This window comes from Actinokineospora spheciospongiae (assembly GCF_000564855.1).
GTDB lineage: Bacteria > Actinomycetota > Actinomycetes > Mycobacteriales > Pseudonocardiaceae > Actinokineospora > Actinokineospora spheciospongiae.
On record NZ_AYXG01000020.1, the window covers coordinates 57,915 to 72,061 of the forward strand.

10 protein-coding genes are annotated in these 14,147 nt (G+C 68.2%); 5 read left to right on the forward strand and 5 right to left on the reverse strand.

Annotation, left to right across the window (positions count from 1 at the left end; genetic code table 11):
- Positions 1–30 precede the first annotated feature (30 nt).
- The 5 genes from UO65_RS02515 to UO65_RS02530 form a co-directional block, all read right to left on the reverse strand.
- Positions 31–2,565: a GmrSD restriction endonuclease domain-containing protein gene (locus tag UO65_RS02515; protein ID WP_035278314.1), complete on the reverse strand. Its 2,535-nt coding sequence runs from the start codon at positions 2,563–2,565 to the stop codon at positions 31–33.
- 21 nt (positions 2,566–2,586) lie between these two features.
- Positions 2,587–4,839 (reverse strand): DEAD/DEAH box helicase, encoded by a 2,253-nt coding sequence (locus tag UO65_RS02520; RefSeq protein WP_084175243.1) that lies wholly within the window; start codon positions 4,837–4,839, stop codon positions 2,587–2,589.
- A 23-nt stretch (positions 4,840–4,862) separates the two neighbouring features.
- On the reverse strand, positions 4,863–6,116 hold the full coding sequence (locus tag UO65_RS34215) for a restriction endonuclease subunit S (protein WP_200873284.1): 1,254 nt from the start codon (positions 6,114–6,116) through the stop codon (positions 4,863–4,865).
- Positions 6,113–8,089 (reverse strand): type I restriction-modification system subunit M, encoded by a 1,977-nt coding sequence (locus UO65_RS02525; protein ID WP_035278315.1) that lies wholly within the window; start codon positions 8,087–8,089, stop codon positions 6,113–6,115. Before UO65_RS02525 ends, UO65_RS34215 begins: the two co-directional genes overlap by 4 nt.
- Positions 8,090–8,151: 62 nt before the next feature.
- Positions 8,152–10,056, reverse strand: a complete 1,905-nt coding sequence (locus UO65_RS02530) for an N-6 DNA methylase (protein WP_052020533.1) — start codon at positions 10,054–10,056, stop codon at positions 8,152–8,154.
- 191 nt (positions 10,057–10,247) lie between these two features.
- Here UO65_RS02530 and UO65_RS37820 point away from each other — a divergent pair, with 191 nt between their 5' ends.
- The 5 genes from UO65_RS37820 to UO65_RS35380 are packed head-to-tail and all read left to right on the forward strand — an operon-like array spanning position 10,248 to position 14,081.
- On the forward strand, positions 10,248–10,472 hold the full coding sequence (locus UO65_RS37820; RefSeq protein WP_233427408.1) for a DUF2397 domain-containing protein: 225 nt from the start codon (positions 10,248–10,250) through the stop codon (positions 10,470–10,472).
- Complete coding sequence (locus tag UO65_RS02535) at positions 10,436–11,557, forward strand: DUF2397 domain-containing protein (RefSeq protein WP_233427409.1); 1,122 nt, start codon at positions 10,436–10,438, stop codon at positions 11,555–11,557. The genes UO65_RS37820 and UO65_RS02535 overlap by 37 nt, the downstream gene beginning before the upstream one ends.
- Positions 11,554–12,015: a DUF2398 family protein gene (locus UO65_RS38515; protein ID WP_200873285.1), complete on the forward strand. Its 462-nt coding sequence runs from the start codon at positions 11,554–11,556 to the stop codon at positions 12,013–12,015. The genes UO65_RS02535 and UO65_RS38515 overlap by 4 nt, the downstream gene beginning before the upstream one ends.
- Complete coding sequence (locus UO65_RS37825; protein ID WP_324608950.1) at positions 11,981–12,715, forward strand: DUF2398 family protein; 735 nt, start codon at positions 11,981–11,983, stop codon at positions 12,713–12,715. Before UO65_RS38515 ends, UO65_RS37825 begins: the two co-directional genes overlap by 35 nt.
- The gene (locus UO65_RS35380; RefSeq protein ID WP_035278318.1) at positions 12,696–14,081 is read left to right on the forward strand and encodes a hypothetical protein; all 1,386 of its coding nucleotides are present in this window, start codon (positions 12,696–12,698) and stop codon (positions 14,079–14,081) included. Before UO65_RS37825 ends, UO65_RS35380 begins: the two co-directional genes overlap by 20 nt.
- Positions 14,082–14,147 lie beyond the last annotated feature (66 nt).

Below are 14,147 nucleotides of genomic sequence, written 5' to 3' on the forward strand. Positions count from 1 at the left end.
CGACCCGGTGTGTTCGGCCCGGTTCCACGGTCACGTGGCGTCTGCCTCCGTCGTGCCGTTGGCTGCCGCGATCTCGTGGAACCAGCCGAGCACCTCGACGAAGCCCGCACGCGCGGACACATCCAGGAGAACGCCCAGGTCGAACCCAGGTCGCAGATCGATCTTCGCCGCGGGCAGGTCGACACCCTGGATGGTGTTGAGCCGTTGGCGGAGTTTCTCGCGCCGAGCCGGGTCGTCGAACGGTTGCCGCCTGCCCAGGTGCTGGAACACCACTTCGCACTTGCCGCTCGGGTAGAAGACCACGGGCCAGATGTTGCCGTCGGGGTGCGACTTGTCCCGGGACATCAGGAAGCACGACGTCTCGTTCTTGAGGCCGAACTCGACGTGCCCACCCCGCTCGATCCAGAGCTCGATCACCTCGATCACAGCCTCGGCGATGTCGTCCCCCTGCCGCTCCACGAGCTGACCGAGGAACCGGTCGGGCGGCATCGCGTCCTCGCCGGGCTCGGGCACCGGCCCCAGGTCCGGGACATCGGCACCGATGAGCACCGCGAGCTCCTCCGCGGTCACCCGTCGCTCCTTGTCCGCGCGCCCGTGGCGGTCGAACACCACCCCCTCGGCCTCCAGCGTGTCCCGTGGGTCGTCCGTGCGCGACGCGTCGAGCCAGGCGAAGTTCGGCGAGACCCTGCCATCGGATTGCAGGACCCGGTGCGCGTTGGGAGCGGGCGTGGTCGCGAGCCGCTGCCCGATGGCCACGGGGTGGCTGCCGATCAGCACGGCGAGGTCGCCGTAGGTCGTCCACGCCCCCGCGGGCAGCTCAGCGAGCGCCTGGTTCATCACCTCCCACGCCGTTCCCGACAAGTCAGCACCGGCTGCCGCGGGGCCGGGCCACTCGGCGATCACCCGCTCCGCCAGGGCGTCGGCGCGTTCCTGGATCTGCGGCCGTCCCCACCGGTGTTGTGCGGCGATCTCCTGGTTCATGCGCACGCCGCTGCTGGCCAGCTTCGGGCGCTTCACCTCGAACGTGCTGTTGCCGAGGGTGGAGTTGTAGCCGGTGAGGGTCAGGTTCCCCAGGGTGTGGACCAGGCCCTCGTGCACCTGGCCCAGCTCCTCCCCGCCCTCGAGGTCCTCCGCCAGCACCCGCCGCCACTGCGGGGTCGGTGTCTGCGGCAGCACGTGTTCGATCGTCAGGGAGGACAGGTCCACCGGCTCCTTGCTGCCGTAGGTCTCCTCGAGCCACCGCAACACCAGCGCTCGCTGGTGCGGGCGCCCGTTGAGGTAGTAGGGCACCGACCGCACGGCCGCCTTGATCTCCCGGTCACTCGCGTAGTGCTTTCGACCTGTCGTCAGGTAGCCGCGAACAGCCTGGTCGACCGGAGCATCGGCGTCCATCTCGGTCACCATGGACAGCAACGTCCTGTTGATCCCCGCTGTGGCGCGGCCGATGAGCAGGCGGCGGACGAAGTAGCTCTCCAGGTGCAGCATCGCCGTCGAGATCTGCGCGGAGTCGGCTGTGCCCGAGGCCCGCCGATCCAGCAGGTGCAGCAGCACGGGGTAGACGGTCGTCGTCCCCCACGCGCCGAGGCGGGTCAAGCGGTGTCGTACCGCTGCATCCGGTTCACGGGACGGGTCGAGGATCGTCCGCAAGAGCTCGCCGAGGCCGCCGAACCTGGCGACCTCCCGCTCGATGTCCTCTTCTGAGCGTAGTTTGTCCAACCGCCGCTGCTGCCCGGTGTAGGTGTCGGCCTGCTTGATGCGCGGATCGCGCTGCACGAGGTCGAGCCAGAACAGCAGCTCCAACTGGTCGCGCTCCAGGCCCTTCTGGAGCGGGAGCCACAGCGACTCGTAGACGGCCGCGCCACGGGTGGGCAACCGCATGAAGAGGTAGTTGCGCAGCAGGTCGGCCTGGGTCAACCGCAGGCCGGTGTTGTTGAGCGACTCGAAGATCCGGTGCGGGTTGTCCCCCTGCTGCGCGGTGACGGAGACCAGGGCCAAGCCCGAGAACACGGTGTCCTCGATCCGCTCGATGTCGTGGGGGTCGTCAGGGTCGTCGGCGCCCGCCAGCCGTGCGGAGAAGAACCGGTAAGCGGCGCCGATGCGGTCCGTTCCACCAGCCTGCGGGGTGGAGTCGACGCAGGCCAGGTAGGCGGCGCGGTCAGCCTGCGTCGGCACCAGCTTCAACCGCTGGTTCCCCGGCTTCCACCGGTTGACCAGGTACTGCTCATTGATCCTCTGCCTGTGCTCCGGGTTCTCCCGTGCCGCTCGGTGGTCGCGGATCGCGCACAGGAGGATGGTGAGCGTGGTGAGCCGCTGCTGCCCATCGATCACCAGGTACTCGGACACGCCGGTCGGCCCGTTGGCCGGGCTGGGTGTCAGCACCACCGATCCGATGAAGTGCGTCAGCTCCCGGTCGTCGGCGCGGTCCTCAGCCAGTTGGGAGATGTCCTCCCACAGCTGCTTGAGCTGGCCCGTCCCCCAGGAGTAGGGCCGCTGGTACAGCGGGATCTGGTACTGCTTCGCCCCCTCCAACAGCTCTTGAAGGGATGTTTCGCGTGCCACGACCATGTGGTTCCCCCAGATTCCTGTTCAGGACTCGATGCCGAGGCGGTGCTGTTCGGCGCGGATGATGCGCTGCTGGAGCGGGATGGCCTCGTCGTCGAGGAAGCCCGGCCGGTGTTCGCCGGTGTCGATCGACCGGCGGTCGGCCTCCTTGGCGTCGCTCTTGCGGGCGAACTCGGCGAACAGGAGGCTCTTGCGCTCCTGGACCTCCCGCAGCCGCTCGTCGACGCTGCCCTTGGCGAGCAGCCGGTGCACCTGCACCTTCCGGATCTGACCCATCCGGTAGGCGCGGGCGATGGCCTGCTCCTCGGTGCTGGGCTTCCACTGCGGCTCGGCGATGATCACCACCGAGGCCGCCTGCACGTTCAGCCCGACCCCACCCGCCTCGATCTGGCTGAGCAGCACAGCATGGCCTTCGCGCCGGGAAAAGGTGTCGACGAGCTGCTGGCGGGCCACGGGCGGCACAGACCCGTTCAGCACGCCCACCACGGACGTGCCGAGCTTGCCGCGGACGACCTGGAGCACGTCCAGGAAGTTGGAGAACACGACGACCTTGAGCCCGTCCTCACGTGCTTCGTCCACGATTTCGGCGAGCCGTTCGAGCTTGGCGGAATCGTCGGACCGGAACGCGGCCTGCCGCATCTGCATGAGGTTCTTCGAGCGCACCGTCATCGTGTAGGCGGCGGTGTCGGCCTGGGAGAAGTGCACCCAGTCCTCGACCTCGATCTTGTCCGGCAGCTCGGTGAGCACGTCCTCCTGGTTGCGCCGCAGGTAGACCGGCGCGACCGCCCGGCGGAACCGCTTCGCCCCGGTCAGCGCGTCAGCGGCGTCCAGACCCTGCGCGACCCGTGGTTGCAGGTAGTGGACGAGGTTGCGGAATTCCTCGACCCGGTTCTCCATGGGTGTACCGGTCAGGAACATCGCCCGCTGGGCCACGGCCACGATCGCGGCAACGTGCTTGGCCCGCTGCGCCTCGGGGTTCTTGACGTAGTGCGCCTCGTCCACCACGAGCATCGCGATCCCGGCCTCGGTGATGCCGTTCAGGCGCCCGAGCGTGGTGAACGTCGTGACCGCGACACCACCGGTGCGCAACCAGTGGTGCGTGGCGATCGCACGGTCCGCCCCGTGCAGGCTGTGCCCCTTGAGAGTGGTGTGCTTGCTGATCTCGTTCAGCCAGTTGATCTGCACGCTGGCCGGACAGACCACGAGGAAGCGGGCCTGCCCCATCGCCGCCATGTGCGTCATCGTGGCCAGGGCCTGCACGGTCTTGCCCAGCCCCATCTCGTCACCGAGGATCGAGTGCTTCTGGTGGATCGCGTACTGCGCGCCGAACACCTGGTAACCGCGCAGGGTGGCCTTGAGCAGGCTCGTGTCCAGCGGGACGGCGGTGATCTCCTGGCGCAGCTCCTCCGGCAGGAACCCCTGCGCGGCCTCGCTGTCGTCACCGTCGCCCTGACCCCCGAGCGTGGAGAGCAGCGCGTTGAACCCGGCCGCGTCCTGGGAGTACTCCTGCCACAGCTGCTCGGGCGAGTAGGAGGCGGGGTCAGCGGCCCGCTCCTGCTGCTCCACCGTGTGCAGAAGGGCGGTTGTTCGGGGAGCGGCCAAGAGGGCGTCGAGCTGGGCCAACGCGGCGAGTGCGGTCTGCTTCCGCTTGCCGAACCGAAAGAGCATCCCCGCACGGCTGGCGGTCGGCTCCGCCTCCCGCACCAAGCGCTCGGCCTGCCCGGTGAACTGCTCCAGGGGCTCTTGCAGGGCACCCCGGATGCTGTCGGCGTGCCGGGCAGCGGCGAGCGTGGCGAGGAGTTGGGTCTGACCGGGGTGCCGCTGGTCGAGGTCGAAGCGAACCCGCGCCTCCTGCCGGACCTCACGCGCGAGCCGGTTCGCTGCTGCCGAGACCTGCTGAGCCGACTGCGGGCCGACGCCCGGCACGGTCTGCAAGTTGTCGGGAGTCGCCCTGACCACATGCGCGATCGTGCGGAAGCCCGCGTCGGCAAGAGCACCCAGCCGGGCACCCTTGCCCGCGAGACCGCGCAGGTCGGCGATCGGGCGGGTGGCCAGGACGGCGTGGGCCTGCTGATCGGCCAGGATGTCGATCTGGTGCCGCGCACTCTCCCGCAGTGCGTCCGGCGCGGACAGCAACGCTGTGGCCCGCTCGGCGAACTGCCGGACCTTGTCCAGCAGGGTTTTGGCTGTGGCGCCGACCTTGCCTTTGGCAGTGTTGATGGCAGCCGCGTCAATGCCCGCTGGCGGGCTATACAGCGCCTGTTCCCCCGTAGTCACTCGATCCCCCCTCTGTGCATGAATCAGCGCACCCCCGACCGTGCCGTCGTTACGTCGAGTTGGCCGTTGACCGCAGCGGTGATCAATGCTTGGCGCCGCTCGGCGAGTAAATCTATCTGCCTTGCTGCAAGCGCGTCTAGCAAGCGACAATCATCTTCGATGCGCTTCGCGCGAATCGTCATTTCCTGTTGCGACTTGCTATCATCCGGCCATGGAACGACAAAATTTGAAAGATCTTCCATTCCTAGCGTTCTCTGCGCGCTATCTGATGCGGTCGCTTTTAATGCCTGTTCGACAAAGTTTCTACTGGATATCCACGTGCGAATTAATTCGATTGATATTCCGGGGGTGGCCCTTAAGACCGCGACTGCGCGAGCGACGTTCGCTCCTATGGCAGATCGAGGCGCAAGCGACGTTCGTCCGATAGTGCCGACGACGCTGACTAGTAGGTCGCCCTCTCTGATTTTTGTTGCCTTGTACTGCGCAGAAAGCGCCTCTGGTATGCATGGAAGATGATCAATTCGACTCTCCAGATCCGTCAGGTCGTTAACGCGTATAAATGGAACTCCATTGTTCACGAATTCTGGAACAAGAACACCGTATCGTGGACGGCTTCGCAGCAAACGTTTTAGGCGAACCCCGTTGTTTGGTTTAAGTTTGGAAAAGATTTCCTCAATCGAATTTTGCCTTTTTTCTTTAATGATTTCAGACTGAAGCTTTCTTAAGCTAATCATATGATCTATTTGGCTGGTTTCAAGATCTAGAAAGTCGGCGATGCGTCGCTGCTCTTCGACAGGCGGCAGCGGAATGGGGAATTTTTTGATGTCCGCTTGAAATAGGTGAGGTACGCCCATTCCGTCCTTCACTGCGGATATTTTTCCCTGGGTCGAACTGCTAGCAAGAACATACATTAGGAAGGCTGAATTTACCCCGAAGGGGCGAAGTACCGCAATGGAGCCGTTGACGGTGGCGGGTCGAGGAAGATGGCGAACAATATTGGTTATGCCTAAGGTATTTCCATCTTTGACTAGAAGAACGTCGTCGACTTTCAATCTAAGTTCCGGAGATTCATTGTAACGATATGCAGTGATAAAATTTACATTCCGAAAATCGATCTCTCGTTCTTTGATATTGGGAGTTGCCAGGAAAGCGTATCCATGATGCTGGTATTCGGCAGCGGTCAGGGCTTTCCAGCCGATGCGTGCGTGGACCGAGGCAATGCGGTCAAGACGAGATATTCTCCAGTTTTTTGGCAAATTGAAAAATGGATTAGTCACTCCGTTACCTCGCTTAGCAGACGCTGAATCCGAGCTTCGAGGTCCTTCAGTTCAGCGTCAATCTCCTCAAGCGGCCTCGGTGGTACGTATTTATAGAAGTGGCGCGTGAACGGGATCTCGTACCCCACCTTGGTCTTTGTGTGGTCCACCCATGCGTCCGGCACGTGCGGCAGGACCTCGCGGGCCATGTACTTGTCGATGTCCTCATCGAGCGGTACGTTCTCGTTGTCCCGCAGGTCAGGGTCCGGCAGCGGATCGCCCTTGCGGTCGACCTGCAACTCGCCTTCCGGGTCGCTCAGTGAGACCGCGCCCCAGACCGCCTTGTCCACGCCGGCAGGCAGCTTGCCCAGTGGGGCCAGCGTCTCCCGCAAGACCTTCGCGAAGTCCACCTTGCGGAACGCGGCAGGCTCGGCAACCAGCCCGCGCAAGGACTCGATCAGCTTCTCCCGCCCCTCGTACTTCGCCAGGGTCTTGGCGATCTCGAGTTCAGCGAGAGCTTCCTCCGTCACCTCGAATCGGAGCTTCAACGGCCGTTCCACGGTGATCCGCCGGTACCCGAAGTCCCGTGGTGCGAAGACCTTCACCTTCTCGTGCATCGGGTGCTCGGGGTCCTCGGCTGCTGTCAGTGCTTCGCCGTAGAGCGTGGAGAGCTTGCCGATCTCCTCGTTCGGGATGTACTTGCGCTTGTCGCCCAGGGACTTGCGCATCTTCGACCAGTGCTCCCGGGCGTCCAGCAGGATCACCTTGCCCCGGTGTGCTTCGTCCTTGCGGTTGGTCAGAATCCAGAAGTAGGTGGAGATGCCGGTGTTGTAGAAGAGTTGGTCCGGCAGTGCCACGATGGCTTCGAGCCAGTCGTTCTCCAAGATCCACTGGCGGATCTTCGACTCGCCCGACTCGGCGGCTCCGGTGAACAGGGGGGAGCCGTTGAAGACGATCGCGAGGCGGGAGCCGCCCTGCTCCGGCTTCTTCATGTGGTGGATCATGTGCTGGAGGAACAGCAGCGAGCCGTCGTTGATGCGTGGCAGGCCTGCGCCGAAGCGGCCTGCGAAGCCGAGCTTCGACTCGGTCTCGACGTCGTCCTTGACCTTCTTCCACTCCACGCCGAACGGTGGGTTGGCGAGCAGGTAGTCGAAGGACTTGCCGTAGTGCTTGTCGTGGCTGAACGAGTTGCCGTGCTTGATGTTCGACGAGTTCTCGCCTTTGATCATCATGTCGGACTTGCAGATGGCGTAGGACTCGGCGTTGAGTTCCTGGCCGTGGGGCACGACCGTCGCGTCCGGGTTGCGCTTGAGGACGAACTCCTCGGCGGCGGTGAGCATTCCGCCCGTTCCGCACGCCGGGTCCAGCACGGTCCGCACAACACCCGGCGTCGTCAGGTCCTCGCCATCGGGGGCGAGCAGGAGTTCCACCATCAGGTTGATGACCTCGCGGGGCGTGAAGTGCTCGCCCGCGGTCTCGTTCGAGATTTCCGAGAACTTGCGGATCAGCTCCTCGAACGCGTAACCCATCTGGTGGTTGTCCACCACGTCCGGGCTGAGGTCGATCTCGGCGAACTTGGACGCCACCTGGTAGGTCAGCCCGGCTCCGTCGAGGCGGCCCAACTGGGCGGTGAAGTCGTAGGCCTCGAAGATCTCCCGGGCGTTCTCCGAGAAGGCGCCGACGTAGGACTTCAGGTTGGTGGCGACGTTGTCCTGGTCGCGCACCGATGCCCGGAAGTCCAGCTTCGAGGTGTTGTAGAAGCTGAGTCCACCGGTGGCGCGCTTGAGCATGTCGAGGTTCTGCACGCCCTGCTGGGCCAGCTTGGCCTTGCGCTCCAGCACCGCGTCCTTGGTCGGCGCCAACACGCAGTCGAGGCGTCGCAGGACCGTGAACGGCAAGATCACCTTCCCGTACTCGGACTGCTTGTAGTCGCCGCGCAACAGGTCGGCCACCGACCAGATGAACGCCGCCAGCCTCGTGTGCGTACTGCTCACAAAATCTCCCTCAGGGGTCTGTCTCGACGCTGACAATGTCGTGGGGGTAGCAAAAGACGTTTCTACTCGGGTGGGGCCACGGTCCCGCAGGCGAGTCCCTCGGTCAGTTGGGACACCAGGTCCACCCCCAGTGCTGCGGCGCGGCCCAGCGTCGAATCCAGCGCTTCGAGCCGCTCGAACGCGACCCCCAGGCGCCGTTGACGGCCCAGGTCCAGCACCGGGACCTCGACGCGGCGCACGTCGACCCGGTGCACGCCCGACGCGGTCGTGCTGCTCGCTGCTTGACCGCTGCTCGCGCGGATCTGACCTGCCAGGAAGTGGACGTCCACCTGGTCCGGGTTCACCCGGATGAGTTGCAGGTTGGGGCCGAGGACCACATCGTCACCGTCCATCACCTTGGTCACCGGGCGCCCGTCGCCTGCGGCCAGCAGCGGCACCACCAGGTCGCCGGGCCGCAGGTGGATCGGGTCGTCGTCCTCGGTGCCGACGAAGTGCGTGTCGGGGACACTCCCGGTCGACACGTCACGCCCTGTCAACACCAGCGGGCCCGGGCCCGCCTCGCTGGTGGGCAACGGCCCGACCTGTCTGCGCAGCGTGAGCGCGCCTGCGCGCGCGAGGTCGTCGATCGTCGTGGTCGCCCGCGCACCGGGAGGGGGGGTGGTGAACTCCGGCAGGAGGCCGTCCAGCTCGCCGAGCAGGCGCGACAGGTGGAGCCTGGTGCGTTCGAGCGCCTCCGGGTCGAGAGCGGGTCGCGGCGGCGGCAGGTGCCGGGCGGGGGTGAGGTCGACATCCTCGTCGAGCAGGTCGATCGGTTCGAGGGTCCGCCGCCTGCCCGCGACGGTGTCGACCGCCCCGGTCGCCCCGAACTCGTGCCAGGCGCCGAGCACCTCCTCGTCCAGTGCGGTCCAGTCCACCTGGCCACGTCGCGCGGGCTGGTGGTGCCCCGTGTTCACCAGGAGCACCGGCCCGGCGCCACCGGCACCCGGTTTGCGCAGCACCCACAGGTGGATCGGGACGCCGGTGGACATCAGCACCCCGGCGGGCAGCGCGATCACCGCGCGCACCGCGCCCCGGCGCAGCAGGGCCTGCCGGATCGCCCGGCCCGATCGGCGGGAAGCGACTCCGGCGGGCAGTGCCAGCACCACGGCGCCCCCCGGCTTGGCGTGGGCGAGGCAGTGCTGCACCCATGCCAGCTCGGGTTCGCCCTTCGCCGGGGAGCCGTACTCCCACCGGGGGTCCGTCCTCAGCTCGTCCTGCCCCCAGTCCCGGTAGCCGAAGGGCGGGTCGCAGACGACGGCGTCGGCGGGTGGACCCGTGAAGGCGTCAGCGCGCAGGGCGTCGCCCACCGCGATGTCCGGGGTGCCGTGGGGTGCCAGTCGGGCCCGTGCCAGCCGTGCCATCACGGGGTCGATCTCCTGCCCGGCCAGGTGCTCGGCACCGGCGTGCCCCGCCGCCCGCAGGATGTTCCCCGGTCCGCACGCCGGGTCGAGTACCGTGCCCGCGACCGGGGCGGCGAGCCGCACCATCAGTCGGGCCAGACCGGCCGGGGTGGCCAGGTGCTGGCGCTGTTGGCGCTGGAAGGCCCGTTCGACGAGGGACTCGATGACCTCGTCCGCCCGCTGCCCGGCGTCCTCGCCGAGCAGGGCTCGGACATCGGCGGGCAGGTCGACCGAGCCAGGGACGCGCAGGTGGGTCGCCACGTCGGCGACCAGTTCCAGCGTGTCAGGTCTGCCGTGGCCCGCGTCCAGCGCGACCCACAGGGCATCCGTGGTCGTGTCGTCGGTCAGCTTCCCCTGTTCGCGCAGCCACCGCCGCACCTCGGTCAGGGGGAACACGGGGGAGCCGCCCGCGTTGAGCACGGGCTCCGGGAAATCCGGGTGCCGCTTGCGCCAATTGCCGACAGCCGCCCGGCCCACGTTCGCCAGGCGCGCGATCTCCGCCGCCGTCACCAGAGCACCTGCGGACATGACACCTCCAAGGCAGCGGTTACAACCCGGTCAACAATTAGTGTTGACTGTGTACATCGTTGAGGACATCGGGTTTTGTGTCAACAGGCAGATCAATGAAGGCGATGGCACAGGCTCGTGCCCGTACCTTCGTACCCTGAGTCAGTGACCGATCACGACGAGATGCCGGAGGCGGAGGCACCCGCTGACCCGTGGTCCGCCCTGCAGCCGGTCAGGAGCTCGTCCCGGCCTACCTGACCTCACGATTCGCGGCCCAGTACCGGGTGATCGTCGACGTCCTGCTGGCCGAACAGGACACGAGCCTGACCGGGCTGTCCTGCGCCGACGCGACAGGTACCAGCTCACCCCGAGAGCCGCCGGTCTGCACGTCTTCTGGGCGTTGGTGGACGACGCCGAAGATGCCGCGGGCGACCTGACCTTGGCCCCGCGGGCCATCCACGAACGGCTGGTCGCGTTCGCCGAGTCGCTCCGCCAAGCCGTCCACACCACCGCCGCGACGGAGTTCCAGCAGGTCGGAGCCATGCACCAGGCAATGGCCACGGCGGTTCGGGGGTGGCAGCGCACCCTGGCGCACGCCCTGTCGGGCGGGCCGGACCCGGCCAAGCAGGACCTGCTGTGGCAGACGCTGCGCTCCTACACCGGCATGTGGGGTGAGCAGGTCGACGTCCACACACCGCGGATCGCGGAGCTGGTGCTCGAGCTCGACCCGCTGCTGACCCCGGACGTGTGGCGGGCCTGCGTCCGCGCCGCGGTGGACACCGACACCGACGACGAGGTCGTGGCCGCGCAGGCGCGTCGATGGGAGCACACCTGGCAGGCCCTCGCGTTCTGGTTCGTCGGCCCCGACTGCCAGGCGCGCAAGCTGCGGCGGCAGTTGCGCGACCTGGTCGCCCCGTGGGCGCGCAACATGAACCTGTTGATCGACACCGGTGGCGCGGTCACCCGCCGCGCGGAGCTCCTGGCCTTGGCCGTCGCGGTCGAGCGCGCTCCCGATGACGAGGCCGCGTGGCGGATCTGGGACACCGCGGTCGGCGCGTTTTCCGCTCGCCACCTGCTGCTGGCCTCGGACTCCGCCGACGACGGCGACCTGAGCTGGACCAGCGCGCCGCCCGCGCCGGTGACCGCCCGTTTCCGCGAACAGGGCGCGCGCGCCGCGGTCGGCAGGCGGACCAAGATCCCGGACTACTCGACGGGCAAGGACGCCGCCCGACGGGCCAGGCTCACCGCCCAAGCCGCTCGCGGCGGGGCCGAGGCGGCGTTGCGCCTGCGCTCCGGAACGCACCTGGCCGACTGGGGTGAGATCACCGACGCGGAACTCGACCTGCTGCTGGAGTTCGTCGGTGTGGTGCGCCGAACGCGGTCGGAGAGCGCGGTGACCGGGGACGGTCGGTGGCGCATCACGTTGCGTCGGCCACCGCGGGCCGACGACACCACCAGCCTGCGCGCGGGCAGCGGCAGCATGGCGACCGTGAACTGGCACTTCAGCATGGACCCCGCGTGAACCGCGAGGCCGCTGAGCGGCAACGGGCGTTCACCGCCCTGCTCCGCTCCCCGGTGCTGGACCGCCACACCCATCCCGACGTGTGGCCGCTGGTGCGGACCCACCGGGCGCGGCTGGGCGAGTGGTTCGACCAGCGGCTCGGCTACCGGCTGGTGGTGACCGACGCCGCGGCCCGGTTGTTCCGGTTGCCCGTCGACGGCGCCGTTGTCGCGCCGCGGCGGTTCCGACCGCCGACGCGCCGGGTGCTCGTGCTGGCCCTCATCGCCGCGGCGGTGGCCGAGGACGCCGAGGACATCACCACCACCCAGGACCTCTCCGACCGGGTGCGGGTGCTCTCCACGCGCGAAGACGTGGAGCTCGCGCCCCTACGATCCCGATCGACTGCCACAGCGCAGGCTGTTCGTCAAGGCCGTGCACCTGCTCGTGTCCATCGGGGCGCTGCGGCCGACCGGCCGTGACGACGAGGAACAGCGGGAGGGATGGGTGAGCCGCCGCGATGCCGTCGGCGGTGCCTACGAGGTGCGCCGCGAACTGCTGCTGCGCCTGGTGGACCCCGCCTCGTTGCGCGCTGCCCTCGCCGGGGGGCACGATGCCGGATCGCCGCACGAGGCGGCGGCGCGGATCGGCCTGATGCGCAAGCTGTTCGAGCTGCCCGTGGTCCTGTCCGAGGACCTCACCGCCGCCGAGCGGCTGTACCTGACCGGCCGGCGCCACCGCGTGCTCACCTGGTGCGTGGAGATGACCGGGTGGCAGGTCGAGCAACGCCTGGAGGGAATGGCACTCATCGCCGCCGACGAGGCGGACACGGACCTGCCGTTCCCGAGGCTGCGCGCTGCCGACTTCGCGGCGTTGATGGTGCTCGACCACCTGGTGCGCACGCACGGCGCTGGTGCGGTCGTCACCGCCGACGACCTCGGTTCGGCGGCGGACGAGGTTCGAGAGCGGCACACCAGGGCCATGACCAATGACCTGCGGGTGGGCGACGCCGTGGAGTCCGAGGCGCGCGATCTGCTGGGCGCGCTGGACCTGTTGCGCCCGAACGGGAAACCGGGCGAATGGCGGTTGACCGCCGCGGCGGCGCGCTACCGCGACCCGCGGGTGGTGGCTGTCAACGCGAGGCTGGACGAGGGGGAGAAGGGTGACCCGATCGGAACCTGACCGCGAGCGCTGGCTGGCGGCGGCGATGACCGGTGGCCTCCCGGAGCCGAGTCTGCGCCGCTGGCAGCCGATGCGCGTCGGCATCACCAACCTGTGGGAGTACGACCGGGCGGAGTTCTGGTTCGCGGGCGGCCGCCTGGTGCTGCGCGGCGGCAACGGGGCGGGCAAGACCAAGGTGCTCGAGCTGACGACCCTGGTGCTGCTGCGCGGGGAGATCGGCGCGTCCGTGCTCGACCCGTTCGGCTCCCAGCACCGCACGATGCGCTTCAACCTGCTGCCCACGGGCGAGGACGACGACCCGCGCCCGCCATCGGACACGGGTCTGGGCTACGCCTGGGCCGAGTTCGGCAGGCTCGACGACGACGGCACGGCCCGGTTCTTCGTCTGCGGTCTCGGCGTCAGCGCCCGTCGCGGCAGCGGCACGTCCGCGGTGACCACCTGGCACCTGATCACCCACCTACGACCGGGGCGCGATTTCACCCTGTCCATTGCGGACCGGCCGCTGGAGCAGAAAGAGCTCAAGAAGGTCCCCGGTGTCACGGTGCCCGACGGCGCCGCGCGCTACCGCTCCAGGGTGGCCGCCGAGCTGTTCGGGCTGGGCTCCGACGCCTACGACAACCTCACCGAGCTGCTCAAGCAGCTACGCAAGCCCAAGCTGGGGGAGCGGCTCAACCCCGCCAGCCTGGCCGAGACCCTGCGCGCGGCCCTGCCGCCGCTCGCGAGCGCGGAGATCACCCAGCTCGCCGAAGGGTGGGACAACCTGGAGAAGCTGCGCACCGCCGTGGAGCAGACGCGCGGCGCGGCCGTGCTGCTGGCGGAGTTCGTCCGCACCGGGTGGACCCCTTGGGCGCGCACCGTCGTGCGCCACCGCGCCGACGCGCTGGCAGCGGCCACCACCGAGCTGGATCGCACCACCAAGGACCGCAGGGCCGCGGAGACCGCATTGACCACCGCCCGCGGCGAAGCCGAGGAACTGGGCGACCGCGTCGGCCTGGCGCGAACGCGGCGCGGTGATCTCGGTACGGAACTGCGCGAGCTGCTGGACAGCCGGGCTTTCCAGGACGCTGTGAGCGCGACCAGCCGCGTCGAGGGGCTGCGTGAGCAACTGCAGGCGCTGGCCGGGCAACTCCGGCGGGTCGAAGAACGCCGCGAGGGGTCGGTCACGGAGGTGGCCGCTGCCGCCGAGGCCGAAGATGGGGCCGCCACCGCCACTGACGAAGCCGAATCAGCGGCGGTCCGGGCAGTCGAGCGCGTCCGATCAGCCGGGCGCCCCGCCGGACTGCACCGGTCGGCTGATCGGCACCTGCCCGCTCGTGGCGTACCCGCGCTGCGCGCCGACCTCTCGGTCCGGCGGGAGCGGAGCTGACCGCGGCGGACCCATCGGGTTCCCCGGCGGGACAGCGCGGCACCTCGCCCGCCGCGGCGGTCGCCA

Bases quoted from the DNA above. Each gene is read 5' to 3' on its own strand.
- UO65_RS02515 (WP_035278314.1), bottom strand. From the start codon at position 2,565: ATGGTCGTGGCACGCGAAACATCCCTTCAAGAGCTGTTGGAGGGGGCG.
- UO65_RS02530 (WP_052020533.1), bottom strand. From the start codon at position 10,056: ATGTCCGCAGGTGCTCTGGTGACGGCGGCGGAGATCGCGCGCCTGGCG.